At 41.3% G+C, this 26,765-nt stretch carries 29 protein-coding genes; 22 read left to right on the forward strand and 7 right to left on the reverse strand.

Going from position 1 to position 26,765, the window contains the following annotated elements; genetic code table 11:
- Positions 1–22 precede the first annotated feature (22 nt).
- The 3 genes from B9Y69_RS07315 to B9Y69_RS07325 are packed head-to-tail and all read right to left on the reverse strand — an operon-like array spanning position 23 to position 3,173.
- A complete protein-coding gene (locus B9Y69_RS07315; RefSeq protein ID WP_034727207.1) occupies positions 23–2,527 on the reverse strand; it encodes a TraG family conjugative transposon ATPase in 2,505 nt (834 codons plus the stop codon).
- Positions 2,524–2,856 carry a DUF4133 domain-containing protein gene (locus tag B9Y69_RS07320; protein WP_034727204.1) on the reverse strand — a complete coding sequence of 111 codons (333 nt, stop codon included), beginning with the start codon at positions 2,854–2,856 and terminating at the stop codon, positions 2,524–2,526. The genes B9Y69_RS07315 and B9Y69_RS07320 overlap by 4 nt, the downstream gene beginning before the upstream one ends.
- An 11-nt stretch (positions 2,857–2,867) precedes the next feature.
- On the reverse strand, positions 2,868–3,173 hold the full coding sequence (locus tag B9Y69_RS07325; RefSeq protein ID WP_026706465.1) for a DUF4134 domain-containing protein: 306 nt from the start codon (positions 3,171–3,173) through the stop codon (positions 2,868–2,870).
- A gap of 189 nt (positions 3,174–3,362) precedes the next feature.
- Between B9Y69_RS07325 and B9Y69_RS07330 the strand changes: the two genes are divergently transcribed.
- The 3 genes from B9Y69_RS07330 to B9Y69_RS07340 all read left to right on the forward strand — a co-directional run bounded on the left by B9Y69_RS07330 (position 3,363) and on the right by B9Y69_RS07340 (position 6,729).
- Positions 3,363–3,674, forward strand: a complete 312-nt coding sequence (locus tag B9Y69_RS07330; RefSeq protein ID WP_026706464.1) for a hypothetical protein — start codon at positions 3,363–3,365, stop codon at positions 3,672–3,674.
- An 85-nt stretch (positions 3,675–3,759) separates the two neighbouring features.
- Positions 3,760–5,931, forward strand: a complete 2,172-nt coding sequence (locus tag B9Y69_RS07335; protein ID WP_026706463.1) for a TonB-dependent receptor — start codon at positions 3,760–3,762, stop codon at positions 5,929–5,931.
- 3 nt (positions 5,932–5,934) lie between these two features.
- Positions 5,935–6,729 (forward strand): cation efflux transmembrane domain-containing protein, encoded by a 795-nt coding sequence (locus B9Y69_RS07340; protein ID WP_026706462.1) that lies wholly within the window; start codon positions 5,935–5,937, stop codon positions 6,727–6,729.
- A gap of 60 nt (positions 6,730–6,789) precedes the next feature.
- On the opposite strand, the gene B9Y69_RS07345 is transcribed toward B9Y69_RS07340, so the two are convergent.
- From B9Y69_RS07345 to B9Y69_RS07355, 3 genes are read right to left on the reverse strand one after another with little or no spacing between them, the layout of a single operon-like run.
- Positions 6,790–7,425 (reverse strand): hypothetical protein, encoded by a 636-nt coding sequence (locus tag B9Y69_RS07345; RefSeq protein ID WP_034727198.1) that lies wholly within the window; start codon positions 7,423–7,425, stop codon positions 6,790–6,792.
- Positions 7,426–7,428: 3 nt separating this feature from the next.
- Positions 7,429–7,833: a DUF3408 domain-containing protein gene (locus B9Y69_RS07350; RefSeq protein WP_034727195.1), complete on the reverse strand. Its 405-nt coding sequence runs from the start codon at positions 7,831–7,833 to the stop codon at positions 7,429–7,431.
- A 12-nt stretch (positions 7,834–7,845) separates the two neighbouring features.
- The gene (locus B9Y69_RS07355) at positions 7,846–8,613 is read right to left on the reverse strand and encodes a ParA family protein (RefSeq protein ID WP_034727193.1); all 768 of its coding nucleotides are present in this window, start codon (positions 8,611–8,613) and stop codon (positions 7,846–7,848) included.
- Positions 8,614–9,313: 700 nt separating this feature from the next.
- Between B9Y69_RS07355 and mobA the strand changes: the two genes are divergently transcribed.
- From mobA to B9Y69_RS07450, 19 genes are all read left to right on the forward strand, one after another.
- Entirely contained in the window at positions 9,314–9,745 is a 432-nt protein-coding gene (mobA, locus tag B9Y69_RS07360) for a conjugal transfer protein MobA (RefSeq protein ID WP_034727191.1), read from the forward strand.
- 8 nt (positions 9,746–9,753) lie between these two features.
- A complete protein-coding gene (gene mobB / locus B9Y69_RS07365) occupies positions 9,754–11,034 on the forward strand; it encodes a conjugal transfer protein MobB (protein WP_034727188.1) in 1,281 nt (426 codons plus the stop codon).
- A 128-nt stretch (positions 11,035–11,162) separates the two neighbouring features.
- Positions 11,163–11,537, forward strand: coding sequence for an ArsR/SmtB family transcription factor (locus B9Y69_RS07370; protein WP_002978466.1), 375 nt, complete (start codon positions 11,163–11,165; stop codon positions 11,535–11,537).
- Positions 11,534–12,127, forward strand: a complete 594-nt coding sequence (gene merTP, locus B9Y69_RS07375; RefSeq protein ID WP_002978464.1) for a mercuric transport protein MerTP — start codon at positions 11,534–11,536, stop codon at positions 12,125–12,127. Before B9Y69_RS07370 ends, merTP begins: the two co-directional genes overlap by 4 nt.
- Positions 12,128–12,133: 6 nt before the next feature.
- Entirely contained in the window at positions 12,134–12,340 is a 207-nt protein-coding gene (locus B9Y69_RS19390) for a GDCCVxC domain-containing (seleno)protein (protein WP_002996045.1), read from the forward strand.
- 197 nt (positions 12,341–12,537) lie between these two features.
- The gene (mobC, locus tag B9Y69_RS07385) at positions 12,538–14,538 is read left to right on the forward strand and encodes a conjugal transfer protein MobC (RefSeq protein WP_034727185.1); all 2,001 of its coding nucleotides are present in this window, start codon (positions 12,538–12,540) and stop codon (positions 14,536–14,538) included.
- 336 nt (positions 14,539–14,874) lie between these two features.
- The gene (locus B9Y69_RS07390; protein WP_034727182.1) at positions 14,875–15,471 is read left to right on the forward strand and encodes a superoxide dismutase; all 597 of its coding nucleotides are present in this window, start codon (positions 14,875–14,877) and stop codon (positions 15,469–15,471) included.
- Positions 15,472–15,486: 15 nt separating this feature from the next.
- Complete coding sequence (locus tag B9Y69_RS07395) at positions 15,487–15,936, forward strand: tetratricopeptide repeat protein (RefSeq protein ID WP_200811759.1); 450 nt, start codon at positions 15,487–15,489, stop codon at positions 15,934–15,936.
- 5 nt (positions 15,937–15,941) lie between these two features.
- The gene (locus B9Y69_RS07400) at positions 15,942–16,568 is read left to right on the forward strand and encodes a peroxiredoxin (RefSeq protein ID WP_051891231.1); all 627 of its coding nucleotides are present in this window, start codon (positions 15,942–15,944) and stop codon (positions 16,566–16,568) included.
- Positions 16,558–18,000, forward strand: a complete 1,443-nt coding sequence (locus tag B9Y69_RS07405) for a leucyl aminopeptidase family protein (RefSeq protein ID WP_034727178.1) — start codon at positions 16,558–16,560, stop codon at positions 17,998–18,000. The genes B9Y69_RS07400 and B9Y69_RS07405 overlap by 11 nt, the downstream gene beginning before the upstream one ends.
- Positions 17,993–18,964, forward strand: a complete 972-nt coding sequence (locus B9Y69_RS07410; protein ID WP_034727177.1) for a ribonucleoside-diphosphate reductase small subunit — start codon at positions 17,993–17,995, stop codon at positions 18,962–18,964. The genes B9Y69_RS07405 and B9Y69_RS07410 overlap by 8 nt, the downstream gene beginning before the upstream one ends.
- Before the next feature lie 14 nt (positions 18,965–18,978).
- The gene (gene def / locus B9Y69_RS07415) at positions 18,979–19,560 is read left to right on the forward strand and encodes a peptide deformylase (RefSeq protein WP_034727175.1); all 582 of its coding nucleotides are present in this window, start codon (positions 18,979–18,981) and stop codon (positions 19,558–19,560) included.
- A gap of 22 nt (positions 19,561–19,582) precedes the next feature.
- Positions 19,583–21,922 carry a ribonucleoside-diphosphate reductase subunit alpha gene (locus tag B9Y69_RS07420; RefSeq protein ID WP_034727174.1) on the forward strand — a complete coding sequence of 780 codons (2,340 nt, stop codon included), beginning with the start codon at positions 19,583–19,585 and terminating at the stop codon, positions 21,920–21,922.
- Positions 21,923–21,974: 52 nt separating this feature from the next.
- Positions 21,975–22,748 (forward strand): type I methionyl aminopeptidase, encoded by a 774-nt coding sequence (gene map, locus B9Y69_RS07425; RefSeq protein ID WP_034727172.1) that lies wholly within the window; start codon positions 21,975–21,977, stop codon positions 22,746–22,748.
- Positions 22,749–22,760: 12 nt separating this feature from the next.
- Positions 22,761–24,026, forward strand: a complete 1,266-nt coding sequence (locus B9Y69_RS07430) for a dihydroorotase (RefSeq protein ID WP_232789358.1) — start codon at positions 22,761–22,763, stop codon at positions 24,024–24,026.
- Between the two features lie 86 nt (positions 24,027–24,112).
- Entirely contained in the window at positions 24,113–24,745 is a 633-nt protein-coding gene (locus B9Y69_RS07435; RefSeq protein WP_051891230.1) for a 2,3-bisphosphoglycerate-dependent phosphoglycerate mutase, read from the forward strand.
- A 13-nt stretch (positions 24,746–24,758) separates the two neighbouring features.
- A complete protein-coding gene (locus tag B9Y69_RS07440; protein WP_232789357.1) occupies positions 24,759–25,574 on the forward strand; it encodes a UDP-2,3-diacylglucosamine diphosphatase in 816 nt (271 codons plus the stop codon).
- Positions 25,571–25,873 (forward strand): hypothetical protein, encoded by a 303-nt coding sequence (locus tag B9Y69_RS07445; protein WP_034727169.1) that lies wholly within the window; start codon positions 25,571–25,573, stop codon positions 25,871–25,873. Before B9Y69_RS07440 ends, B9Y69_RS07445 begins: the two co-directional genes overlap by 4 nt.
- Complete coding sequence (locus tag B9Y69_RS07450) at positions 25,870–26,319, forward strand: BT0820 family HAD-type phosphatase (protein ID WP_034727168.1); 450 nt, start codon at positions 25,870–25,872, stop codon at positions 26,317–26,319. Before B9Y69_RS07445 ends, B9Y69_RS07450 begins: the two co-directional genes overlap by 4 nt.
- A 13-nt stretch (positions 26,320–26,332) precedes the next feature.
- On the opposite strand, the gene B9Y69_RS07455 is transcribed toward B9Y69_RS07450, so the two are convergent.
- The gene (locus B9Y69_RS07455) at positions 26,333–26,722 is read right to left on the reverse strand and encodes a metal-dependent transcriptional regulator (protein ID WP_034727167.1); all 390 of its coding nucleotides are present in this window, start codon (positions 26,720–26,722) and stop codon (positions 26,333–26,335) included.
- Between the last annotated feature and the right edge of the window lie 43 nt (positions 26,723–26,765).

Consider the following 26,765-nt stretch of genomic DNA (forward strand, 5'->3'; position numbering starts at 1 on the left):
ATGAATTTTAAAATGTTAATGACTATTGATTTGCTTTGTCACGCCTTTGCATTGCGATATGCTTAATGGCGAGTTCTACGTTACCGTCCAATTCGGAAGCTAATTGCATTACCTCCATTTTTTCGGTTTCTTCTGTCGTGTATGCGAGGTATTCCTCCAAACTAACTTCGGTGGCATAGACTGCCGAGTTCGTACCACCTAAGCCAATCCAAACCTCTTTGTACAGTCGGCTTGCATCGTTGTTCATATTGATAGAAAGTACCTGACCTTTTTCCTTATCTGTAAGCCCCAACATTGCCTGTATGTCATCGAATTTATTCATATACTTACGCTGGTCTAAGAGGATTTTACAGTCGGAATTGTTGATGATACTTTCTTTTACAATGGGCGACTGGATAATATCATCTACCTCTTGCGTAACGACAATCGCCTCTCCGAAGAATTTGCGGACGGTTTTAAATAAATATTTTATATACTCCGCCATTCCTTCTTTGGCAATCGCTTTCCACGCTTCTTCAATCAGGATGAGTTTTCGGATACCTTTCAGCCTCCGCATCTTGTTGATAAAAACTTCCATAATGATAATTGTGACTATGGGAAAGAGGATTTTGTGGTCTTTAATCGCATCAATTTCAAACACGATAAAGCGTTTGGAAAGCAGGTCTAACTGCTTATCGGAGTTCAACAGATAATCGTACTCTCCACCTTTATAGTAGGGTTCGAGAACGTTTAAAAAATTTGCTATGTCAAAGTCTTTTTCCCTTACCTGTTTTTCTTCGAGTACCTTGCGGTAATCGCCCCGTACATACTCATAGAAACCGTTAAATGATGGGTAAACATCGTCCGTTTTGATACGTTCGATATAGCCGCTTACGGCATTGGAAAGAGCAACCTCTTCAGAACGGGTTGGCGGTTCATCATCACGTTTCCAGAGTGTCAGTATTAAAGTCTTGACACTTTCACGCTTCTCAATGTCGAACACGCCATCATCGGTATAGAAAGGGTTAAAGGCAATGGGATTGTCTTCGGTGTATGTAAAATACACGCCGTCTTCGCCTTTGGTCTTTCCTTTGATGAGTTCGCATAAGCCCTGATAACTATTCCCTGTATCCACCAACAGGACGTGAGCACCCTGTTCGTAGTATTGCCTTACCATATGATTTGTGAAGAACGATTTTCCCGAACCCGATGGCCCCAAAATGAATTTGTTGCGGTTCGTGATAATCCCACGCTTCATTGGCAAATCCGATATATCCAAATGGATAGGCTTTCCGGTCAGGCGGTCAGCCATTTTGATACCGAACGGAGAGGGCGAATTGTGGTAGTTGGTTTCTTCCGTGAAGAAGCACAAAGCAGGCTCAATGAATGTGTAAAAACTTTCCTCGCTCGGAAAATCGCCTGCATTGCCCGGCATTCCAGCCCAAAACAAAGTGGCTACGTCCGTAGTGTTGTGGCGAGGCTTACACTCCATCAATGCCAATGCACTACCGCAATCGTTCTTTAACTGTTTCAGCTCCGCAGGGTCTTCCGACCACGCCATAATGTTGAAGTGTGCCCTTATGGAAGAAAGACCGAACGAATGTGCTTCGTTCAGGTATTTTTCTATCCACTCTTTGTTGATTTGGTTTGCCCTGCTATACCTTGCCAAAGAGTGCATATTCCTTGCAGACTTTTCAAACTTTTGCAGGTTGTCTTCGCTGTTATCCAAAAACAAATATTGGTTGTAGATATGGTTACAGCTAAGGAGTAATCCCACAGGAGCAGCGAACGACAAACGGCAGTCGCTCCGGTCGGTGGATAGCTTTTCAAAACGGGTATCAGCCGATACCGTTCCGGGCAAATCGTCTGTATCGGACAAGGTGTGCAGGCTCAACCTTTTGTTTCCGATACGGACTTCTTCCGTTCCGAGTGCGATGTCCTGCATCGGTGTTCCGCTTTCCCTTGACAGGGTTAGGTACTGTTCCAACAATCCCTGCTTTTCGTCCGTTCCGATGATTTCATCTTCGGTAAGGCGTTGCAGGGTTATGAAACCGCTATCGTTCACGATACGCTCAAACTGTGCCACGGCTTCCATAAAGCGGTGTATCGTTTCCTTGTTCCTGATTTCCTTTGGTATGAGCGTACCTTTGCAAAGCGAACTGAAGTTGCTTTGCATACGCATTCTTTCCTTAGTGGTCTTGGTCAGGAACAGGTAACAATAATGGTTCAGAAATGGTCGCTCATTAAAATGGCGTTGGTAGGATTTAGCCAAAAAACTTTGGTCTTCCTTTGCCAAATCGGGAGCATAGCTTTCTTTGATGTACCAATCCTGTTTGTGGATGACCGTAAAATCCGGCAAGGTCTTGATAGCCTTATGCCAGGCGGAGTGAATAGCTTCGTATTCCGCCGATGCTACCGTAAACAGTTCCGGCAAACGAACCTCAAAGCAGGCGGTAATGTCCGCATCTTTGGAAAGGATGCAGTTGTTTTCTACTGCCAACAAAGGAAATTTGTTTTCCAGCGTTGTTGTCTTTGCAACGTTTCTCATAGGGCATTCGATTTAGGAGTGAATTTTAAATAGCGGTGTACAGGCTTGCGACAAATGATGTATCGGGGATGTCTTTTTCCTGCCCCGATTTTCATTAGCCCGTGCTCGCCATATTTCCTGTTCAGTGAAAAGGTCTGCCATACAATCAGCGAAGCACCACCAGCACCGAGAAACAGGCAGATGTAAGAGTTTATTCCTGCCATATACAGTATCATCACGAAGATGAGCGTGCCGAGCAGCCCACCTGCGAAAATGAACAGGTATTGTGCTTTCAGACCCTTAAATTCCACCGTTCTTCCTATGCCTTTGTTTATGTTGTAATTGTTCATAAACTAGAGGATTAAAGAAAGAATGAACGCAGGATGGTAGCTGCCACGATTAAAAAGATACACGCACCAAACCAGCTTGCCGCAGTTTTGGATGTATCGGGGTCGCCCGAACTGAATTTGTTGTACACCTTAACGCCTCCGATTAACCCGACTACTGCACCTATGGCGTAGATTAATTGGGTTGCGGGGTCGAAATAAGACGTTACCATTTGGGTAGCCTCGTTGATACCTGCTGTACCGTTTCCCTGTGCGAAAGCACCAATTCCTGACAGCATAGCCACGGCTGCCAGCAAAACTTTTTTTCTCTGTTTTTCCATAACTGAAACACATTAATTTGTTATTGTTATCCCGCACCTTGCGGGCTTTCGGGACAAAGGTGTTTCAGAAATTAGAGCGTTATAAGAAAGTGGCAGTCAGTGGAATTGTTTGGCGGTGGGTGGCGTTATAGAGATGAAAAAAAGAGGATATATATTTATTGGACAATGTTTATTTACTATCTTCGCAAAATGAAATTTATATCTTTAATATTAGCCGTTTATGTATTGCTGTTATCAGCAGTACCGACTTTTATTGAGGATAAATGTATGCAGGAGCATACAACCGAGCAAGGACAAAACGGACAGGAAGACCAAGATTGCAATAAGGGTTGTTGTTCGCCATTTTTTAGCTGTAATACCTGTACGGGATTTGTTTTAATTACTTTTCATTTTTCGGTTACACATTCAGTAAAAGAACCGCAAAGAAAATTAGGAACAATGCCAACACCGCCTGTTTCTGATTTTCCCTTTTCCGTTTGGCATCCCCCACAGCTTGTTTAATATCTAGTGCTTTCAGCACAGTTTATTTCCTGCGGTGCTTAGCACCGCTATAATCCATTTATTCATATTAAGCATCATTTTTACAATGAAAAAAATACTTATTGTGTCATTTTTTATGGCACTAAACCTTTGTGTATATGCACAAAATACGTTCAAAGCTGTAATTAAAGACAGTGAAAAAAAAGAGCTTTTAATGGGCGTAACCGCACAGGTTACGGGAACTACAATCGCAACAACTTCAGATGAAAACGGACAAATCATATTAACAGGTATTCCAAACGGTTTGCAGGAAATTCAATTTAGTTATGTTGGTTTTGCCCAACGTACCGACAGCTTTAATTTTCCGTTAAAAGATACAACCCCGATTGAAATCCTACTTTCTGAACAATCGGAAGATTTGGAAGAAATCGTTATTTCATCAACAAGAAGTACAAGAACTATCCAAAATATCCCTACAAGAATTGAATTTATCGGAGGTGAAGAATTGGACGAAAAAGGCAATATGAAAGCAGGGGATATTCGTATGCTTTTGAGTGAGAGTACAGGTATTCATGTACAAACCACATCGCCCACAAGTGCCAACGCAAGTATTCGTATTCAAGGGCTTGACGGACGATATACGCAAATCTTAAAAGACGGTTTCCCGATTTATTCGGGTGCTTCAAGTGGGTTAGGTTTGTTGCAAATCCCACCCCTTGACTTAAAGCAGGTGGAAGTTATCAAAGGTTCAACTTCCACGCTGTATGGTGGTGGAGCAATAGCAGGTCTGGTCAATCTGATTTCCAAAACACCAACGGAAGAAAGGGATTTACGCTTTCATTTAAACGGAACATCGGGCAGAGGTTTAGACATCAACGGTTTTTACGGACAGAAGTTTAAGAAAATCGGAACGACAATATTTGCTTCGCACAATCGCAACGGAGCTTACGACCCTGCACAAATCGGGCTTTCTGCCATTCCCCAATTTGAAAGGTATGTACTGAACCCTAAATTATTTGTTTACTTCAATGATAAAACAAAAATGAACTTTGGTATCAATACCACCATTGAAAACCGTTTGGGTGGCGATATGCTCTACATCAAAGGCAAAGGAGATAACACCCATCAATATTTTGAAGAAAACAAAACACAGCGTTATTCCACTCAATTTGTTTTTGACCATACTGTAAACGAAAACAGTTTTGTACAATTCAAAAACAGCGTAAGTTATTTTAACCGCAATACGGCTATTCCGAATTACGAATTTGAGGGAACGCAGACCGCTACTTTTACGGAAGCAAGCTATACGCACAGCAAAGAAAAATCGGAATGGGTAACAGGCGTTAATATTTGGACTGATAATTTTAAAGAAAAACAGATTACTGCATTTCCGTTGAGGGATTATACTCATACCACATTCGGGGCTTTCGTTCAAAATTCTTTTAAGGCTACCGATTGGCTTCAATTGGAAGCAGGTTTAAGGACGGATTATGTGATTGATTATGGAGCTGTTTTTTTGCCAAGAGTATCGGCATTGTTTAAGATTGCAAATGGATTGACTTCACGTGTCGGGGGCGGATTTGGCTACAAAACACCAACCATTTTTACCGAAGAAAGCGAACGCATACAATATCAAAACGTAATGCCTATTAACGATAAAACCAATAAATTAGAAAGGAGCTACGGAGCAAATGCAGACATCAACTACCGTACTAATATAGGCGATGATTGGACATTCAGCATAAACCAATTGTTTTTTTATACTTATCTGGATAATCCTTTGTTGCTTCAAAATCCATCTGCTAATCTTTATCAGTTCATCAATTCATCGGGCTACATACATACTAAAGGAACAGAAACCAACGTAAAAATAGGATATGATGATTTGAAACTGTTTCTGGGCTACACCTTTACCGATACCCGATTGATTGAAAACGGAACAACTACCGAAAATCCATTAACCCCAAAACACCGTATTAACTCTGTACTGATGTATGAAATTGAGGATAAATGGAAGATTGGTTTAGAAGCCTATTATTTCAGTCCGCAAAAGCTCAATGACGGAACAATAGGAAACGATTATTGGACATGTGGCTTTATGGCTGAAAAGATTTGGGAAAGATTTTCTTTATATATCAACTTTGAAAACTTCCTTGATACAAGACAGACACGTTTTGATAACATTTATACAGGTACTATAACCAACCCTGTTTTTAAAGATATTTATGCACCATTGGACGGATTTGTAATTAACGGAGGAATAAAATTTAAACTTTAAAAGATGAACAAAACAATATTCAATATTACAAAAATGGATTGCCCAAGTGAGGAGCAGTTAATCCGTATGAAACTGCAAAACTTTGATACGGTAAAATCATTAGAGTTTGATATTCCAAACAGAAAGCTGAACGTTTATCACAATGGAAATCCCGACCCGATTTTAACGGCTTTGGGAACACTAAACCTGAATACTACATTGATTTCAACTGAAGAAAGCAATGCAATTTTTGAAACAGATACAAATAATAACCAACGGAAACTACTTTGGACTGTACTGATTATTAATTTCGTTTTCTTTGGATTGGAAATGGTGTTTGGCATTTTTTCCAATTCAATGGGTTTGGTAGCTGATAGTTTGGATATGCTTGCGGACAGTATCGTTTATGCTTTGGCTTTATTCGCTGTGGGTGGAACAATAGCAAGGAAAAACAACATCGCCAAATTTGCAGGGTACTTTCAAATCCTATTGGCTGTTATTGGTTTTGTTGAAGTTATCAGGCGTTTTTTAGGCTTTGAAAAAATGCCCGATTTTCAAACTATGATTATCGTTTCTGTTTTGGCACTAATGGCAAATATATTTTGTCTTTACCTGTTGCAAAAGAACAAAAGCAAAGAAGCCCACATACAGGCAACTATGATTTTTACATCAAACGATGTTATTATCAATTCGGGTGTTATCGTTGCAGGGCTTTTGGTTCATTGGCTCAATTCAAGCTATCCCGATTTGATTATCGGAGCTATTGTATTCTTAGTTGTGGCAAGGGGGGCATACAGAATATTGAAGTTGGCGAAATGAGTGAGAAAAAATTGAGCCTGAAAAACTAAATTTCAGGCTCATTTAAAATCTTCTATTTTTTTACACAAACTCCCCAATGTCAAAATCACTCAAATCACTTTTCCGCAAAGTGGAAGAACCGGCTTCCGTTTCAGATGAAAGGGTGCTATCCAAAAGCTCGGCTATTTTTCGGGAAGCATCTTCCATGGAATTTTCCAATAGGTTGAATAACTCAGTTCCCTGTATTTTTTGAACTATCGCTATCGCTGTTTCCTTTTGGGCTGGTTCCAATTCTTCTTTTTGGAGCAACACCCCCACGGAGCTTAGTTCTTCAAAGGTAACCCCTTGGGCAAAACCGTTATCACCACCGGATATTCCGTACCTGTTCCATTCTTCTTCCTCTTCATCCAAATCAGGCATATTTCTGAAAACTTCGTCCAGCTCTTCCTGCGGAATTTGAACACTTACGTTTTCATTTTCGTCGTACTCAATGTCTAAATTAGCAGGGTTTATTTCGTTTTCCTGAATTTGGCGTTCAGTGGCAGTGTTTGGCAGGGAAAGGCGTTCTACAGGTTTGGGCTGTCCCATAATATCGGGTAAGTTCGGGTTGACTTTTTTATGCGGAGGGTCTTGTTTCGACCTTTTATGAATTACAATTTTATCCTGCAATAGCAGGACAATGACTATGAGTAGGCATATCACAATTACTATTTCCATAGCTTATAGAATAGGTTTAAAATGTTCGTTGAAATAATCGGTAATATCTTCACGGTACTCCCTGAAATGATGTTCGAGAATGTTGTCAATGTAAGAGTAGAGCGTTGTTCTTTCTTCCCTTGTCAGTTGAACGATGCGGAGCAATCTTTCGTGGTATTCAGGGCGTATGTAAACGACCTTGCCGTTACGCCCCGATGGAAACCGATTGACCAAAAACGTTTCCTCATAGTCCACTTTTTTTGATGAACTGTTACGGGCTTTTTCCCTTGGCTTGGTTTCCTTTGGTACATCCTGCTTTTTGTTATTGCTCGGTGGAGCTACAAGCTCATCGCCGCTTATGATGTTCATAAGGTATTCCTCATCAACATTGGGCTTTTCAAAATCGTTGTTTTTGTTATTTGAAGCCATACTTTACTGTTTTTATAGATGAGTGATTTTTAAAAATTCCTCGACAAACAAATCCATTTTCGTTGCTTTCATCAACTGTGGTTCAGCAGGCAGCAAACTTGATCGGAACACATAACTGCCTGTGTCGTCTGTTTCCTTTCGGAAACGTTTGCTGTCCATTATCCTTGTTTCCATTATGGGCAGATTCAGTGCATTGATGACATTTTGGTATGCCGCGTACAATCCTGTTCTTTCCCTCCCGTCCACTTGGTTCCAAAATAGCCACATCTCTTGTTCGGGATTTCCCTCGTCCGTTTGGGGAAGTCCGAGAAAGGCCTTGGTAAAGCCCAATGTACTTTCCACTACCAAACGATCGGCAGTAATGGGCGAAAAGATAAAGTCCATTTTTTTCAAGGTAGTCAGTACGCCTTTGGTATTGGCTGTTCCGGGCAGATCGAAGAAAACCACATCCGGTTCAACCGCCGACTGGCTTGTATATTCCGATGCTTTATCCAAAGCCGTTTCAGCCTTGCATTTAATAATCGGGTACGCTTTTTTGTTGATGGTTTGAAACTGCTTCATTGCTGCCTTTTTATGGTAGTCGTTCTGCATTATGGTTCTCTTATCCCTTTCACGCATATTTGTCAGGCTGTGTTGTGGAAAGTCGCAGTCCATCACCAGTACATTAAAACCTAAACGGTAATGAAGCACACTTGCCAGCAAGGTGGTCATCGTGGATTTTCCCACACCGCCCTTTTGGGTGGAGAAGCTGATTTTTAAAGTTTTCTTTGTTGTTTCCATTATTTAAAAATTTATTGTTACACACTTTATCTGTTTTGTAGGATTGAATATTGGTTTATCTGATTATTACCTCGTTCATATATTCCTGCATTCCCTTTTGGGTGCTTTCCTGCACAGGTATTTGCTTTCATTTTTGCCTTGTTAGGTACATTCTTTGGCAAGTGGAAAAACTTGCAACAGGTAAATTGCTTTACCGCTTTTATGCTTTTACACTTTTATTGTTTTATGCTTTTAAAACCTTATGCTTTTATTCCAAACTATCTGTTTGCAAACCTGATTTTCTTCTTTGTTTAGATACATTTTTTACTACCTGCACTAAAATTCTACGGCAAATAAAGCGATTGATTTAACCGCTGATTGAGCTGTGGCAGTGTTTGGCGTTCAAAGGCAGTGTTTGGTACTGCTATACAGTACAATGCTTTCGTAAACAGGGCTTTACTTTGTAAAATGATTTTTATTAACGGATTTATGCAAAAGTCTTTTGACAAAATGGAGGGTAACGGGAACGGCTTCTATCCGTTTTTCCCTGTTACATCCAATCCGTCCCGCAGGGCGGATTTTTGTGTTCAACAGAACACGGCAAGTTGTGTTTTGAGGCACTCGAAACCGAGTTAGTGCCTCAAAACAACTTGCCCTGCTGGGAGCTTAAAAAACGTCTTCCGAAGTCAGCGTTTTGTGTGGATTTAAAAATGGATTAGTGATGAACGAGAACAATAACAAAAAACAGAATAAGGGCGGACGGAGAGCTAAGACCGACCCAAGCATCCATCGCCACGTTTTCCGCCTTACAGACGAAGAAAACGCCAAACTTTTATCGCTTTTTGAAGCATCGGGAATGCCCAATAAAGCAAAGTTTATTATTTCCCTGCTGTTTAGTAAGGAAATGAAATCGGTTAAAATTGACAAAGGAACAGTTGATTTTTATATGCGACTGACTTCTTTTCACAGCCAGTTTCGCTCCATAGGTGTAAACTATAACCAGATTGTAAAGCTGTTGTACAAGAATTTTTCGGAGAAAAAAGCCGCAGCGTTCCTTTACAAATTGGAAAAACAAACGGCTGAAATGGCGATGCTATGCCAAAAAATCATTCAGATAACCGAAGAATTTGAAGCAAAGAACCTGAAAAAATAGCAGTACAGATGATAGCAAAGATTGGCAGAAGCGGGAATTTATACGGTGCATTGGCGTACAATCAGCTCAAAGTAGAGAATGAAAACGGGAAAATTCTGTTCGCAAATAAGATAATCGAAACGCCAACTGGAGCATATACTGTTGCACAATTAGCACAATCTTTTGCACCTTACCTGATTGCCAACCGCAATACGGAAAAGCATACGTTGCATATTTCGCTCAATCCCGACCCGAAAGATAAGGTTAGCGATGACAGGTTTCGGCAAATGGCGGAAGAATATATGCGGGAAATGGGCTACGGCGAACAGCCTTTTGTGGTATTCAAACATACCGATATCGACCGCAGCCATATACACATTGTATCGGTTTGCGTGGACGAGCAGGGCAAAAAGATTTCGGACAAATTCGAGAAAATGCGGTCTATGAATGTGTGCCGTGAACTGGAAAGACAACACGGCTTGATACCCGCAACCGATAAAGAACACAAGCAGAACGACAAGATTTTCCGTCCGGTAGATTATCGGGCAGGCGATGTGAAAAGCCAAATCGCTTCGGTTGTCCGCCACCTACCGAATTATTATAAGTTTCAGACTTTGGGCGAATACAATGCCTTGCTTTCCCTGTTTAATGTTACCACCGAAAAAGTGGAGGGCGAATTGCAGGGAAAAATGCGGCAAGGCTTATTATATATTCCTTTAAACGAGAAAGGCGAAAGAGCCGGGCATCCGTTCAAGGCTTCGTTGTTTGGTAAAAATGCAGGGCTTCCGGCTTTGGAACTGCATTTTGCAAAATGCAAAGAGGATTTAAAAGACCACCCAAGTAAGCAGACCCTAAAAGCTGCAATTTCTATTGCTCTGAAATCCACAAATGATGAGCAGGCTTTTAAAAAGCAGTTGAGTGAACAGGGCATTAATGTAGTGGTCCGCCGGAACGATACAGGTCGTATTTATGGTATCACTTTCATAGACCACAATTCAAAGGCGGTTTGGAACGGTTCACGCTTAGCAAAGGAACTTTCTGCCAATACCTTTAATGATTATTGGAACAATAATATCAAACCGGAGATTAAAGAACCTGTCGTACAACTTCCAAAAACATCCACATCAAATGATGCAGATCTTCCTGCGGAAGAACCTCATCATTTGTTCGACTTCCTGAATACTACTGAAAAAAACGAAGACGGTTTGATTGAGGCATTTGGCGGTTTGTTACCCGAAGCACAGGGCGATGATTACGAGGAACAGGATTTTGCTAACAAAATGAAGAAGAAAAAAAAAAGAAGACTGTAAGAGGTCAGATTTTGGAATTAAAAATCTGTTTTTAAAAAGATTTATTGAGCTGTCACTTTATAATTCTGAAAGAATTTGAGTTGTATTTAAGTAATTGCTTAAATAAACAAATTGACTATCTTTGTGCTATGGACAATAATTCTTGCATACGACAACAAGCAGACATTAAACAAATAAACCGCTGTAAAGACCGAGTTTCAGAACTCAACGGTTCTTTTGACTATTTATCGAACGGACTTGAATTAGCGGGAAACAATGTAAGACTGAAAATACTCTTTCTACTTTATGAAGAAAAACGACTTTGTGTTTGTGATATAAGTGATATTCTTGGTATGACAATTTCAGCGGTTTCACAACACTTGCGGAAACTCAAAGACAGAAAACTTATTGAAACCGAACGAGAAGCTCAAACTATTTTTCACTCACTGACTAAAGAGTATGAAAAAATGCTGAAACCATTTTTCAAAATACTTGACGAAAACAAAATATTAGAAACAATATGAAAACTGACAAAAAATTAATTGGTGCAGGACTTTTGACTACAATTGCAGCTTCTCTTTGTTGCATCACACCAGTATTGGCTCTTATTGCAGGAACAAGCGGTCTTGCTTCCACTTTTTCTTGGCTTGAACCTTTTCGACCCTATTTTATCGGGTTGACAATTTTGGTTCTTGGTTTTGCTTGGTATCAAAAGTTGAAACCCAAAAAGCAGATAGATTGCAATTGTGAGACAGAAGAAAAACCAAAATTCATTCAGTCAAAAATGTTTTTAGGAATTGTAACAGCATTTGCAATCGTAATGCTTGCCTTTCCATACTACTCAAGCATTTTCTACCCAAAGACAGAAAAGCAAATTATAGCGGTGGACAAATCCAATATTCAAAAAGTAGAATTTACGATTAGCGGAATGACTTGTGCAAGTTGTGGCGAACACGTAAATCACGAAGTAAATAAATTGACAGGAATAATAAGTTCAAACGCCTCATACGAAAAAGGAAACGCAATCGTGGAATTTGACAACTCAAAAACGAATATTTCTGAGGTCGAAAAAGCAATTAACTCAACAGGATATTCTGTAACCGACAAAAAATAAAACCAAATGGAAATCATATTGCAATCAACAATTACTTGCCCCAACTGCGGACACAAGAAAGAAGAAACAATGCCGACAGACGCTTGCCAATATTTCTACGAATGTGAAAAATGCAAACAAGTTCTTAAACCAAAACAAGGAGACTGTTGTGTTTATTGTAGTTACGGAAGTGTTCCTTGTCCACCAATTCAGCAGGACAAAAAATGTTGCTGACGGACAGAAAACAGAAGAGCAACTAAAAGTATTTTTTATTTGGATGCTTCATAAATGTTACGATACAAAAGGATCATAGAAGCTACAACTCTTATCACTTCGCCAAACACTGCCACGCACCGCCATTGACTGCCACATTCTTATAGCCGCTGTGTAGAGCCTTTAAATTCACGCCCGAACATTAAAACTAAAAAAGAATGCAGGGAGAAGACGATTTAAGAGGTTTAGCCAAAATAATGGCTTTTATGCGGGCAGTCAGTATTCTTTTGGTGCTGATGCACCTTTATTGGTTCTGCTACGGGTTCTTTTTAGAACGTGGTTGGACGTTGGAAATAATCAACAAGATATTAGGCAATTTCGACCGGACGGCGGGCTTGTTTTCACATACCCTTTATACCAAGGCGTTCGCTTTGGTTTTGCTTGCTTTGAGTTGTTTGGGAACGAAAGGCGTAAAGAATGAGAAGATAACCTGGGCTAAAATCTACGTGGCTTTGGGCGTTGGTTTTGTGCTGTTCTTTCTGAACACGCCGTTGTTAAAGCTATCTCCGGTAATAGGCACATTTCTGTATATCCTTACTATCTCGTTAGGTTATATTGCTTTGCTGATGGCGGGCGTATGGATGAGCCGCTTGCTTCGTACCAACTTAATGGACGATGTTTTCAACAACGAGAACGAGAGCTTTCAACAGGAAACAAAGCTGATGGAAAATGAATATTCCGTTAACCTGCCCACCAAATTTTACTACAAAGGCAAATGGAACAACGGGTGGATAAATATTGTAAATCCTTTCAGGGCATCAATCGTATTGGGTACTCCTGGTTCCGGTAAATCGTATGCTATCGTGAACAACTACATTAAGCAGCAGATTGAGAAAGGTTTCAGTATGTATATATACGATTTTAAGTTTGACGACCTTTCAACGATTGCTTACAATCACCTACTGAAGAACAGGGATAAGTATAAGGTACAGCCGAAATTCTATGTTATAAACTTTGACGACCCACGCAAGAGCCACCGTTGTAATCCACTTAATCCCGACTTTATGACGGACATATCCGATGCTTATGAAGCGGCTTATACGATAATGTTGAACCTTAACAGGTCGTGGATACAGAAGCAGGGGGATTTTTTCGTAGAAAGTCCGATTATCCTGTTAGCCGCCATTATTTGGTATCTGAAAATCTACGAAAACGGCAAGTATTGTACATTCCCACACGCTATTGAATTATTGAATAAAAAGTACTCGGATGTCTTCACTATATTAACGTCCTATCCTGATTTAGAAAATTATTTGTCACCCTTTATGGATGCGTGGCAAGGCGGAGCACAAGACCAATTACAGGGGCAGATTGCATCGGCTAAAATTCCATTATCAAGAATGATTAGCCCTCAGTTGTATTGGGTTATGACAGGCGATGATTTTTCATTGGACATCAACAACCCAAAAGAACCAAAGATATTATGTGTAGGTAACAATCCAGACCGCCAAAATATCTACTCCGCAGCTTTGGGTTTGTACAATTCCCGAATTGTAAAGCTCATCAATAAAAAAGGGCAATTGAAAAGCTCGGTAATCATCGATGAGCTGCCCACAATTTATTTTAGGGGGCTGGATAATCTCATCGCAACTGCGAGAAGTAATAAGGTGGCGGTTTGCTTGGGCTTTCAGGACTTTTCGCAATTAACGCGTGATTACGGCGATAAGGAAAGCAAGGTTATTCAGAACACTGTAGGCAATATTTTCAGTGGACAGGTTGTAGGCGAAACTGCCAAAAGCTTATCGGAACGTTTTGGAAAAGTGTTGCAGAAACGCCAAAGTATGACCATCAATCGTAATGATAAATCAACCTCCATATCCACACAATTAGACAGTCTTATCCCGGCTTCCAAAATTTCAACACTTACACAGGGTATGTTTGTTGGATCTGTATCGGATAACTTCGATGAACGCATTGATCAAAAGATTTTCCACGCTGAAATCGTAGTGGATAATGAGAAAGTAGCCGCAGAAACCAAAGCCTACCAAAATATTCCGGAAATTTTATCCTTTGTAAATGAGCAAGGCGAGAACAAAATGAAGCAAGAAATTGAAAGTAACTACCGCAATATAAAAACTGATATTCTGAACATCGTTGAAAGTGAATTGGAGCGGATTAAAAATGACCCCGATTTACAGCATTTGGTGCAAAAGGATTAACTAACAATATACATACTAAATGAAACTACAAAAGTGTAAGCCGAAGCTATAAAAACTTCGGCTTTTTGCTTTTGTATATTTCTAATGTCTAAAAACAATTTGTCTAATTATTTTGTTAGGTCATTCTAACTTATTATTTTTGCTAATCTAATTTATAGAAATTCAGACTATGGACTACGTGATAAAATTATTAGAAGAGAACCAAAGGTATCTTGAAAGACATATCAGAGATAGTAACCTTATGCAGAACAATATGAAGAAAGCTACCGAGGAATTGAGCCACGTCAGTCAATTAAAGCGGGCAATAAAAATTTTAAAACTAAAGAACAATAAGAGATGAGAATTACACAAGCATTACCGGAACTTCCGTACGACAAAAACGCACTTAACCCGATTATTACGGAGGAAACGTTTGATTACCATTACGGCAAGCACCACGCTACCTATGTCAATAACCTTTCAGGCTTGGTAAAGGACACCCCATTGGAAAGTGCATCCATTGAGGAAATTATCCAAAAAGGGTTTGCGGAAAACAACGCCCCGTTATTTAACAACGCTGCCCAGCACTGGAACCACAGTTTTTTCTGGCACTGCCTTTCTCCGAATGGCGGAAAAGCACCCGATGGGAAAATTGCAGAGTTTATAACTCGTGATTTTGGCAGTTTTGAAACGTTTAAAAACACATTTTCTGAAACAGCCGTGAAGCTATTCGGCTGCGGGTGGGCTTGGCTTGCTCAGAATGAACAGGGCATACTGGAAATAGTGCCGATGAAAGATGCACACACGCCACTGACCGAAAACAAAAAACCAATCCTTACGCTGGATGTTTGGGAGCACGCCTATTATATAGACTACCGAAATGCCCGTCCAAAGTTCGTAGAAGGATTTTGGGAAATCGTAAACTGGGATTTTGCCAATCAAAATTTAAAATAAATGAGTGATACCTGTATGAGCCACATAGAACGATATTGGCAAGCGTTAACCGTCGCCAACAATGAACTTTTTAATAAAGGAGATTTTGAAAAAGCACTATCCGGTTACAAAGATGCTCTGTACAGGGCAGAAGTACTGAATAATCATATTCCGGATTGCATCCGTTTGAAAATCCCGTTCATACAGGTGTACATCATTTCCTGCAATAACCTCGCAAACACCTATGAGGAATTGGGAAAGCTTGAAGAAGCTGAAAATATGCTCAAACGGACGGTCTATTACCTCTTGCATCTGGCAGGTAATAAAGAACTGAATATGGATGAGATACAATCGGAACTGAAAAGAGCCACCCTCAGTTACGTACGGTTTGCAGAAAAAACCAACTCCGGAAAAGTAAAGCAGGAGCAGCTATTCAGAACGCTTAAAGAACAATTAGTAGAAAACAATTTAATAAAAATAGATTAAAGATTATGTGCAATTCAGTAAAGAAATTAATGAACAATCAGCAGATGCAATTGGTACAGAAAGGGATACTATCCATTGGCGATAAGCTACCTGATTTTGTAAAGAAAGCCGTAGTGACCACCGATAACGGAATTGAAATTACGGATATTAACCAAGGGCACGCATCACAGCAGGGAAAATGGACCGTGCTGTTCTGGTGGCCAAAGGATTTTACATTCGTTTGTCCAACCGAGATCATCGAGTTCGACAACAGCAACGCAGCATTTGCAGAACGTAATGCAGTAGTAATAGGTGCATCCACCGACACCGAATTTGTCCATTTAGGATGGCGACAAAATCACCCTGGCTTGGCAAACCTTACCATTCCAATGCTGGCAGACACTTCCAAATCATTAGCTGAAGAAATGGGCATTTTGGACTGCAACGAAAAGGTAGCCTACCGTGCTACTTTCATTATAGATCCAAAAGGAATTATCCAATGGGTAAGTGCATATCCGATGAATGTAGGCAGAAATGTAAGCGAAGTAATCCGTGTATTGGATGCCTTGCAGACAGAAGAATTGACAGGTTGTGGTTGGACACCCGGACAACAAACGGTAACGGCAAAATTGAAAGAACAAAATGCAGGATAATTACTTATATATAAACTTTATACCCTACGCAAAAAAAGAAGATGTCCCCGACGAGGCTGATAACATTGTACTTATTGTAACCAAAGAGCAGGCAGACCGATTTGAATTTCAAAGCTCATTAGCACAAAATATAGACAAGGCATTCTCTGAAAACAAAACGACTGTCATTACCACACTTGGAGAACAACGAAACTTTATCGCCGTAGCACCAGACAGAGAAAAAGAAGCATTACGCTTGGCGGGAGCCTCTGTGTATGCTTCCCTAAATAAGCAACAAAGCCAGACAGCAAGGCTGCGGGGATTGGATGAGCTTACAGAAGACCAGCGATATGCTTTTCTGGAAGGAATGCTTTTGAGTAGCTACGATTTTGACAAATACAAAGCAAAGAAGAAAGTACAACCGATAGCGGTTTATATCCGCAGGCGTTCATTTCCCGAAGTCAAGATTGAAGAACTGAAAATGCTTGCAGAAGCCGTTTCGCTGACAAAAACCTTAGTGAACGAACCTGTCAACTATATGGATGCCCTGCGGTTTTCCGAGGTAGCCACCGATGTAGGAAAACAGTTCGGTTTTGAAACAGAAATCCTGCACAAAGAAAAGATACAGGAGCTGAAAATGGGTGGTTTGTTGGCAGTCAACAAAGGTTCGGAAACACCACCTACGTTCAATATTTTCCATTACAAGCCCGAAAATGCCTTTAATGAAAAGCCATTGGTATTGGTGGGCAAAGGCGTGATGTTCGATACAGGTGGTTATTCGCTAAAAATCAGTGGCAATATGCTTACAATGAAATGCGATATGGCAGGTGGAGCAGCCGTTTTAGGAACAGTGGCTGCTATTGCCGGAAACAAACTGCCTTATCACGTAATTGGTCTTGTGCCTGCCACAGACAATAAAATTTCAGCCAATGCTTTGGTGGTAGATGATGTGATTACGATGATGGACGGTACAACAGTTGAGGTGCAGAATACCGATGCCGAAGGGCGTTTGGTCTTGGCAGATGCTTTGACCTATGCCAAAAGATTTGAGCCGGAACTGGTCATTGATATGGCAACTTTAACAGGAGCTTCGGCTGCCATTACGGGTTCGTTCGGCATAGCCGTATTGGGAAACAATCAGGAGAAAATAGATGAACTAAGAGAAGTCGGCGAACAGGTTTACGAACGCCTACTACAATTGCCTCTTTGGAAAGAATACAAAGACTTATTAAAATCTTCGATTGCCGATATGAGCAATCTTGGCGGTCCGATTGGCGGAGTAAGTACATCATCTATTTTCCTTGAACATTTTACGGATTATCCGTGGGTACATCTGGACATTGCAGGAGCAGCATTTGTCAAAGAAGCTAAAGGTTACAGACAAAGCGGGGCTACTGCTGTACCTGTACGTCTGTTGTATGAATTTGTCAGAAGAATGAGCAGGAATGATTGAACCACTATTACAAGATAACAAAGACCGTTTTGTAATCTTTCCCATTCAGCACGATGACATCTGGCAGTTTTACAAAAAAGCTGAAGCCAGCTTTTGGACTGCCGAAGAGGTGGATTTGTCGCCGGATATGAATGATTGGCAAAACAAGCTGAACAAAGACGAACGCTATTTTATATCGCACGTGCTCGCATTTTTTGCAGCAAGTGACGGTATTGTGAATGAAAACCTTGCGGTCAATTTCATACAGGAAGTACAATATCCAGAAGCACGCTGCTTTTACGGCTTCCAGATTATGATAGAGAACATCCATTCAGAGATGTACTCATTATTGATTGACACCTATGTAAAAGACCCAAAGGAAAAAGATTACCTGTTACACGCTATTGAAACTATACCCTGCGTAGGAAAAAAGGCAGATTGGGCTTTACGATGGATTGAGAGCGAAAACTTTGCCGAGCGATTGATCGCTTTTGCTGCGGTGGAGGGCATTTTCTTTTCAGGTAGCTTCTGCTCCATTTTCTGGCTGAAAAAGCGGGGATTGATGCCGGGGTTGACCTTTTCCAATGAGCTTATCAGCCGTGACGAAGGATTGCATTGTGATTTTGCCTGTCTGCTCTATACCAATCATATGCAAAACAAATTGCCGGAAGCAACCGTAAGGGAAATCATCGTAGATGCGGTAGCCATTGAGAAAGAGTTTGTGACCGATGCCTTGCCCGTTCGATTGATCGGTATGAACGCAGAGCTGATGTGCCAGTACATCGAATTTGTAGCGGACAGATTGCTTGTTGCATTGGGCTGTAAAAAAGTTTGGAATGCGACCAATCCGTTCGACTTTATGGAACTCATTTCCTTGCAGGGCAAAACCAACTTCTTTGAACGCCGTGTGGGTGAATATCAGAAGACAGGCGTAGCACAGGGAGCAAAAGAAAATAACAGCTTTTCACTGGATGAGGATTTTTAACAGTATATATAAAAATGAAATTAGCGGTTTACGGATATGGAAATACGGTATTGAAAACCGAGGCAGAGAAAGTCGGGAAAGACTTTCCTGACTTCCATCAGCTTATTGCCGATATGTGGGAAACAATGGAGCAAGCCCAGGGATGCGGATTGGCTGCACCGCAAATCGGAAAATCACTCCAACTCTTCGTAGCAGACAGCAAGGTTTTGTATGATAATATGGATGAAGCCGAACGCAAAGCAATTTTTACAGAAGGCGATACCGGCATAAGGGAAGTTTTTATCAATGCCGAAATCATTCGTCTTTCTGAAAACAAATGGGAAGAAACCGAAGGCTGTTTGAGCCTGCCCTTTCTTTCTGGAAAAGTAATCCGCTCGTGGTCGGTGGAACTGCAATATCAAAATCAGGATTTTGAAACCGTCAGAAAAACATTCAACGGAATGACCGCCCGTGTCATCCTGCACGAATACGACCATACGCAGGGCATACTTTATATAGACCGTGTAAAGCCTTTGAGTAAAAAGCTGATGGAAGCCAAATTAAAACAGGTACTCAAAGGCAAGGTAAACACGCACTATAAAATGAAATTTAGGTAACAACATAATTCAACGCAACTCAATGTATGTAATAAAAAGAAACGGAAAACAGGAAGCCGTACATTTCGACAAGATAACGGCAAGGGTACATAAATTGGTGTACGGGCTTTCTGTAACAGAAAAAGATGTTATCGAGATAGCCAAAAAGGTTATCCAGGGCATTTATGATAATGTAACCACTACCGAGCTGGACAATCTTGCCGCCGAAACTGCGGCTGCCTATACCACGGTACACCCCGATTTTGCAGTTCTTGCTGCCCGTATTGCCGTGAGTAACCTGCATAAAAATACTTTAAAGTCATTTTCTAAAACGGTTAAACTGCTGTATGAATACAAAGATCCGATAACGGATAGCCACGCACCGCTGTTATCAAAAGAAGTGTACGACATCATTCGCAAAAATGCCGATGAGATCGACAGCAGCATCATTTACGACCGGGATTACAATTTTGATTACTTCGGATTTAAGACACTCGAACGTTCCTACCTTATCCGAACCAATGGCAAAGTAACCGAACGCCCGCAGCATCTTTTTATGCGTGTAGCCATCGGCATTCACAAAGAGGATATCAAAGCTGCCATAGAAACCTACAACCTGATGAGCGAGAAATGGTTTATCCACGCCACGCCCACGTTGTTCAATGCTGGCACACCCAAACCGCAGATGTCTTCCTGTTTCCTTTTGAGTATGACCGAGGACAGCATTGCAGGAATTTTTGATACTTTGAAACGTTGTGCTCTGATTTCACAGTCTGCCGGAGGCATCGGTCTGAGCATTCACAATGTAAGGGCAACAGGCAGCTATATCAAAGGAACGGGTGGTATTTCCAACGGCATTATCCCGATGCTCCGTGTGTTTAACGATACGGCACGGTACGTGGATCAGGGCGGCGGCAAACGCAAAGGAGCGATTGCGGTCTATCTGGAACCGTGGCACGCCGATATTTTTGACTTTCTCGACCTCCGCAAAAACCACGGCAAGGAAGAAATGCGGGCAAGGGATCTGTTTCCTGCACTGTGGATACCCGACCTCTTTATGAAGCGTGTTGAAGCCAATGCCGACTGGTCTTTGTTCGACCCCAATGAAACGCCCGGATTATACGATGTGTACGGCAATGCCTTTGAAGAACTTTATGAGCATTATGAAGCTGAAGGGAAATACCGAAAACAGGTAAAAGCCCGTGAACTTTGGAATGCCATCTTGGAAGCCCAGATTGAAACAGGTACGCCCTATATGTGCTATAAAGATGCCGTCAATGAAAAATCCAACCAGAAGAATATCGGTGTCATCCGCAGTTCCAACCTGTGTACGGAAATAATGGAGTACACCAATGCAGATGAGGTAGCCGTGTGCAACCTCGCATCGCTGGCATTGTCTCGCTATGTTTCCGAAAATGGTTTTGACTTTCAGAAACTGTATGAGGTAACTAAAATCGTTACCCGAAATCTGAATAAAGTCATAGACGGCAATTACTATCCCGTACCCGAAACCGAAAACTCCAATTTCAAACACCGTCCGATAGGTTTGGGTGTACAAGGATTGGCAGATGTATTTATCCTGTTGCGGTTGCCATTTGAAAGTGAAGAAGCCAAGCAATTGAATATCGACATTTTTGAAACCATATACTTTGCCGCAATGGAAGCCTCTATGGAATTGGCAAAAGAGCAAGGTGCTTACGAGAGCTTCAAAGGTTCGCCTTTGTCCGAAGGCAAATTCCAATTTGACCTTTGGAACGTAACAGCTTCGGAACGTTGGGACTGGAACAGATTGCGGAGAGAAGTAATGGAATTTGGCGTACGCAATTCGTTGTTGCTTGCCCCAATGCCAACGGCTTCTACCTCGCAGATATTGGGCAACAACGAATGCTTTGAACCCTATACCAGCAACGTGTACAACAGGCGTGTACTTTCAGGTGAATTTGTCGTGGTGAACAAACATCTGCTTAATGACCTTACAGGACTTGGGCTGTGGAGTCCTGCAATGAAAAACAAGCTGATAGCCGAAAATGGTTCGGTACAGAACATCGCCGAAATTCCGGATGATTTAAAAGAGCTATACAAAACGGTATGGGAGATCAAGCAGAAAACCATTGTGGATATGGCAGCAGACCGGGGTGCGTTTATCTGCCAGTCACAGTCACTGAACCTGTTTATGGCGGAACCGAATATGGCGAAGCTCACCTCAATGCACTTTCACGCCTGGAAAAGCGGTCTGAAAACAGGAATGTACTACCTGCGTACCAAAGCGGCGGCAGACGCTATCAAATTTACTGTAGAAAGCGTGCAATCGGCAGAAGAGAAACAGGCAGATATTTCCTGCTCGCTGGACAATCCGGAGGAATGTATCGCTTGCGGAAGCTGATAGTGAATGGTTCACTATCGACTATAAATTTTTACCATTAACACAATAAGTTATGTCAATAACAGCAGAAACCGATATGATCGGGATGCAGGCGGTTAGCAAAGCGGTTGCCCTTACTTTAAGGGCGATGCAGAGCTACGCAAAGCCGGGAATGTCCACCAAAGAGCTGGATGATTTCGGAGCACGGATGCTTTACAGCTTCGGGGCTAAATCAGCTCCATACTCCACCTATAAATTTCCGGGCTGTACCTGTATCTGTGTCAACCACGAAGTGGCACACGGTATCCCTTCAGCATCAAAAATATTAAAAGACGGTGATCTGGTGAACGTAGATGTATCTGCCGAAATGAATGGCTTTTGGGCGGATAACGGAGGCTCATTTGTATTGGGACAAGATATTCATAATCACAATTCCCTTGTAGAGGCATCCAAGCAGATATTGAAGAAAGCCATTAGTAATATCAAAGGAGGTGTACGGATAAAAGACGTAGGGTATATCATAGAAAAGGAAGCCGATAAACGGGGCTACAAAGTGATACACAACCTTACTGGACACGGCATTGGAAAAAAACTGCACGAAGAGCCGTCCATACCCAATTATCGGGATCAAATGAATTTCAGCCGTTTCAGGAAAAATTCGGTCGTTGCAGTGGAAACCTTCATAGCTACGCATTCAACATTAGCCGTATTGGATAACCCAAAACTGGACGAATGGACACTGGTAGGAAACAAAGGAGGCTATGTAGCCCAGCACGAACATACCATTGTCGTGACGGATGGTGCACCGGTAATATTGACGGAAGCCAACGGAATATGGAATTTATAGAAGATTAAGACTGTGCAGCCAACGATAATAAAAAATATAAGTATTGTCAATGAAGGTCAGATTACTATTGCTGACTTACTCATTGAAAATGGAATAATCCAAAAGATAGGTTCTGCAACTGCCTTTCCTGATATAAAAACCATTGACGGCAACGGTAAATATCTGTTACCGGGCATTATTGATGCACAGGTTCATTTCCGTGATCCGGGGCTTACGCACAAGGCAGACCTCTACACCGAGAGTAAGGCAGCAATTGCTGGTGGCGTAACCTCTTTTATTGATATGCCCAACACGAAACCCAATGTGCTTACGCTGGACATTTGGAAAGAAAAATACCGAATAGCACAAAGTAAATCCCTGGCAAACTTCGGCTTTTTTATGGGCGTGAATGCAGATAATATTGATGATATAATTCAGATGGATATCGCACAGTTTTTAGCGGTGTCAGACGACGGCTTGTATTTTACAAAGAAAGGGAATTTGCTTGCAGATAATCCGCAGGTAATGGACAAGTTGTTTGCCAACTGCAAATGTATCATTGCCGTACACGCCGAAAAGGAAACCATCGTTGCTTCAAACGAAGAAGTGTATAAACAGCAGTATGGAGAACAGATCCCTTTTCATCTGCACCCACTCATACGAAGTGAAAACGCCTGTATAGAAGCCACCAAAGATTTTATCGCATTGGCAGAGAGATACAAAGCACACCTTCATATCCTGCATTTGAGCACATCGGCAGAAGCACGCTTGTTCCGAAATGACATCCCTCTGAAAGACAAGAAAATCACGACCGAAGTCTGCGTACAGCACCTGTGGTTTTCGGAAAAGGATTATGACCGTTTAGGGGCATTGATAAAATGGAATCCAGCTATAAAATCTGAAAATGACAGGAAAGGCTTGATGCAAGCTCTTTTGGATGACCACATTGATCTGATTACCACCGATCACGCACCGCACACACTTGAAGATAAAGATGGCAACTATTTTACCGCAGTGTCAGGTGCTCCAATGGTGCAGCATTCGCTGAACATTATGCTGGAATTTTATATGCAGGGAATTATCCCGATAGAAAAAATTGCCGAGAAAATGTGCCACAACCCTGCTATTCTTTATCAGATCAAAGACAGGGGCTTTATCAGGGAAGGTTATGCCGCAGATATGGTGATAGTGGATATGGACAGCAAGTGGAAAGTTAGCAGAGATAATACTTTGTATAAATGTGGCTGGTCGCCAATGGAGGGAACTGTATTTCAATCAAGGGTACCCACACATTTGTAAACGGGCATCTTGTGTATGAAAACGGAACTTTTTATGAAGAAATAAAGGGGCAGGCATTAGTTAAGTATCAATAAATCAAACAGACTATGACAAAATTATTTTTAGTCCGACACGGGCAATCGCAATGGAATCTGGAAAACCGCTTTACGGGTTGGCAGGATGTGGACATCACGGAACTTGGGGAACAGGAAGCCAAACAGGCAGGAATAGCTTTAAAAGATGAAACAGTAGATGTGGCGTTTACATCAAAGCTCATCAGGGCACAGCATACCTTAAAAATTATTCTGAATGAAACAGGTAAAACAGATATGCCCGTTATTATCGACGGTGCATTGAACGAACGTTCCTACGGAATGCTTGAAGGGCTTAACAAAGCCGAAACAGCCGAAAAATACGGAGCCGAGCAGATACATATATGGCGGCGTTCTTTTGATATAGCCCCGCCCGGCGGAGAAAGCCTAAAGGACACTTACGACCGTGTAATACCGTATTTTGAAAACTTCGTACAGCCACAGTTGCAGCAGCATAAAAATGTACTCATTGTTGCACACGGAAACAGTTTGAGAGCTTTAATAATGTACCTGGAACATCTTTCACCTGAAGAAATCTTACAAAGGGAAATCGCAACCGGCGAGCCGTTAACCTATGCTTTGGACGATCAGATGAATGCCGTGAAGCTGGGCAAGAGTTTATACATACAACCCAAAACGGTAGTTTAAAAAAGAACAATGTTTGAAAACAGGATACCGTCACATCATTTTAGGAAATGGCAAAAAGATATATTTTGCTTCGGATATTCACCTGGGAGCACCATCTTATGAGGAAAGCCGCCGGAGGGAACTGTTTTTTGTTGACTGGCTGGATACTGTAAAAAATGATGCAGGAGCTGTTTTCCTGTTGGGGGATATATTTGATTTCTGGTTTGAGTACAAAACGGTCATTCCAAAAGGCTTTGTAAGGTTGCTCGGAAAGATGGCAGAAATAACTGACAGTGGCATACCTGTATATTTTTTTGCGGGCAACCACGATATGTGGATGGACGGTTACTTTGAAAAAGAGCTTAACATTCCAGTTTTTCATAAACCGGAAATATTTATTATTAACGGAAAACGTTTTTTCATCGGTCACGGAGATGGTTTGGGTCCCTATGACAAAGGATATAAACGCTTGAAGAAAGTATTTACAAATCCGTTCTGCATCAGATTGTTTCGCTGGTTGCACCCCGATATAGGCGTTCGATTAGCTCAATACCTGTCCGTAAAGAACAAGCTCATTTCAGGCAACGAAGATGTAAAGTTTCTTGGAGAAGAAAAGGAATGGCTGGTTCAGTATGCAAAAAGAAAACTGGAAATGGAACATTACGATTATTTTGTTTTCGGACACAGGCATCTTCCTTTACAGGTAAAGCTCAATACCAGATCTGAATACATCAACCTCGGAGATTGGATACAGCACTTCACATTCGGTTTTTTTGATGGTACTGAAATGAAATTGAAGCAGTTTGACTGCCCGTCAAGAACCTATAAATTTATCAAAGACAAAAAATGACAAAAAACGATTATCCAATCCTTTTAATTGCCGATAAACTTCAGATTGATGAAGTTTCTGCGAAGCATTCCCAAGAGGAACAGTTTGAAGCATTGGTATTTTACTTAAACCATCTGATACAATCGGACTTCAACAGGTTGCTGAGCATCCTGTACCGCATAGATGTTTCTGAAGATAATGTAAAAAGTGCACTGGCACTGGATGCAGGAAAGCAGTCTTCAGGACATACAATAGCCCGTCTGCTAATTGAGCGGGAAACGGAAAAAATAAAACTTAGAGCAAAATACAGCAAGAAATGAACCTTATTGACACGAAAGGAAAAGTAATCGCCGTTGACTTTGACGGTACTATTGTAGAGCATAAATACCCCGTCATCGGTAACGAAATGATGTTTGCATTTGCTACGCTAAAAGCATTCCAGTCAAAAGGACACCGGTTGATATTGTGGACATACAGAAAAGGAAAAGAGCTGGAGGAAGCAGTTGAGTTTTGCAGGCAAAACGGAATGGTATTTTATGCTGTCAATGAAAACTTTCCCGGAGAAACAGTCGAGGGAGATTTCAGCCGAAAGATTAATGCCGACATTTTTATAGACGACAGAAATGTAGGCGGCTTTTTAGGATGGGATGTTATCTGGCAGACATTGCACCCTGAAAGCGGCGACTATGCCCATCAGTTGAAGAATAAAGATGCACATATCAATTACAGAAATGTAAAAAAGAAACGTTGGTTCGGATGGGGCTAAATATCCCTTTAATCTATCTTTTGTAAAGAATTAGTGCTCGCTTTATCTTTTTAAATAATACAGGTTCATTCAGCGTAATTATTTTTTCTGCAATACGCTGGCTGTCCTCTTCATTCATATCCAGTTTTTGAATTAGAAATTTTCGTGTCAATGTTAGTTGCCTCGAAATAACTGAAGCTATTCGGATGCCTTCCTCCGTCATTTCACAGCCATAATATTTGCTGTACGATACCAAGCCCCTTGCAGCCAGTCTTTTCAGCATATCGGTAGCAGAGGGAGCTTTTACTTCGAGCAGTTTTGCCATTTGTGAGGTGGAAATACGCTTGCTATCTGTTGCTAAAACCCGATACATCTTTAACAGATACGTTTTTTCGGCAGTTGTCAATTCGTTTTTTTCTTCCATATAGTATCAGCATATTATAATTGAACAACTCTTGAAACAGAGT

Source organism: Sphingobacterium psychroaquaticum (assembly GCF_900177625.1).
Lineage (GTDB): Bacteria > Bacteroidota > Bacteroidia > Sphingobacteriales > Sphingobacteriaceae > Sphingobacterium > Sphingobacterium psychroaquaticum.

Bases quoted from the DNA above. Each gene is read 5' to 3' on its own strand.
- B9Y69_RS07400 (WP_051891231.1), top strand. From the start codon at position 15,942: ATGTGCAATTCAGTAAAGAAATTAATGAACAATCAGCAGATGCAATTG.
- B9Y69_RS07315 (WP_034727207.1), bottom strand. From the start codon at position 2,527: ATGAGAAACGTTGCAAAGACAACAACGCTGGAAAACAAATTTCCTTTG.
- map (WP_034727172.1), top strand. From the start codon at position 21,975: ATGTCAATAACAGCAGAAACCGATATGATCGGGATGCAGGCGGTTAGC.
- B9Y69_RS07455 (WP_034727167.1), bottom strand. From the start codon at position 26,722: ATGGAAGAAAAAAACGAATTGACAACTGCCGAAAAAACGTATCTGTTA.
- mobC (WP_034727185.1), top strand. From the start codon at position 12,538: ATGCAGGGAGAAGACGATTTAAGAGGTTTAGCCAAAATAATGGCTTTT.
- mobA (WP_034727191.1), top strand. From the start codon at position 9,314: ATGAACGAGAACAATAACAAAAAACAGAATAAGGGCGGACGGAGAGCT.
- B9Y69_RS07390 (WP_034727182.1), top strand. From the start codon at position 14,875: ATGAGAATTACACAAGCATTACCGGAACTTCCGTACGACAAAAACGCA.
- merTP (WP_002978464.1), top strand. From the start codon at position 11,534: ATGAAAACTGACAAAAAATTAATTGGTGCAGGACTTTTGACTACAATT.
- B9Y69_RS07355 (WP_034727193.1), bottom strand. From the start codon at position 8,613: ATGGAAACAACAAAGAAAACTTTAAAAATCAGCTTCTCCACCCAAAAG.
- B9Y69_RS07370 (WP_002978466.1), top strand. From the start codon at position 11,163: ATGGACAATAATTCTTGCATACGACAACAAGCAGACATTAAACAAATA.
- B9Y69_RS07345 (WP_034727198.1), bottom strand. From the start codon at position 7,425: ATGGAAATAGTAATTGTGATATGCCTACTCATAGTCATTGTCCTGCTA.
- B9Y69_RS19390 (WP_002996045.1), top strand. From the start codon at position 12,134: ATGGAAATCATATTGCAATCAACAATTACTTGCCCCAACTGCGGACAC.
- B9Y69_RS07405 (WP_034727178.1), top strand. From the start codon at position 16,558: ATGCAGGATAATTACTTATATATAAACTTTATACCCTACGCAAAAAAA.
- mobB (WP_034727188.1), top strand. From the start codon at position 9,754: ATGATAGCAAAGATTGGCAGAAGCGGGAATTTATACGGTGCATTGGCG.
- B9Y69_RS07395 (WP_200811759.1), top strand. From the start codon at position 15,487: ATGAGCCACATAGAACGATATTGGCAAGCGTTAACCGTCGCCAACAAT.
- B9Y69_RS07320 (WP_034727204.1), bottom strand. From the start codon at position 2,856: ATGAACAATTACAACATAAACAAAGGCATAGGAAGAACGGTGGAATTT.
- B9Y69_RS07435 (WP_051891230.1), top strand. From the start codon at position 24,113: ATGACAAAATTATTTTTAGTCCGACACGGGCAATCGCAATGGAATCTG.
- B9Y69_RS07450 (WP_034727168.1), top strand. From the start codon at position 25,870: ATGAACCTTATTGACACGAAAGGAAAAGTAATCGCCGTTGACTTTGAC.
- B9Y69_RS07325 (WP_026706465.1), bottom strand. From the start codon at position 3,173: ATGGAAAAACAGAGAAAAAAAGTTTTGCTGGCAGCCGTGGCTATGCTG.
- B9Y69_RS07420 (WP_034727174.1), top strand. From the start codon at position 19,583: ATGTATGTAATAAAAAGAAACGGAAAACAGGAAGCCGTACATTTCGAC.
- B9Y69_RS07350 (WP_034727195.1), bottom strand. From the start codon at position 7,833: ATGGCTTCAAATAACAAAAACAACGATTTTGAAAAGCCCAATGTTGAT.
- B9Y69_RS07330 (WP_026706464.1), top strand. From the start codon at position 3,363: ATGAAATTTATATCTTTAATATTAGCCGTTTATGTATTGCTGTTATCA.
- B9Y69_RS07445 (WP_034727169.1), top strand. From the start codon at position 25,571: ATGACAAAAAACGATTATCCAATCCTTTTAATTGCCGATAAACTTCAG.
- B9Y69_RS07335 (WP_026706463.1), top strand. From the start codon at position 3,760: ATGAAAAAAATACTTATTGTGTCATTTTTTATGGCACTAAACCTTTGT.
- B9Y69_RS07410 (WP_034727177.1), top strand. From the start codon at position 17,993: ATGATTGAACCACTATTACAAGATAACAAAGACCGTTTTGTAATCTTT.
- def (WP_034727175.1), top strand. From the start codon at position 18,979: ATGAAATTAGCGGTTTACGGATATGGAAATACGGTATTGAAAACCGAG.
- B9Y69_RS07340 (WP_026706462.1), top strand. From the start codon at position 5,935: ATGAACAAAACAATATTCAATATTACAAAAATGGATTGCCCAAGTGAG.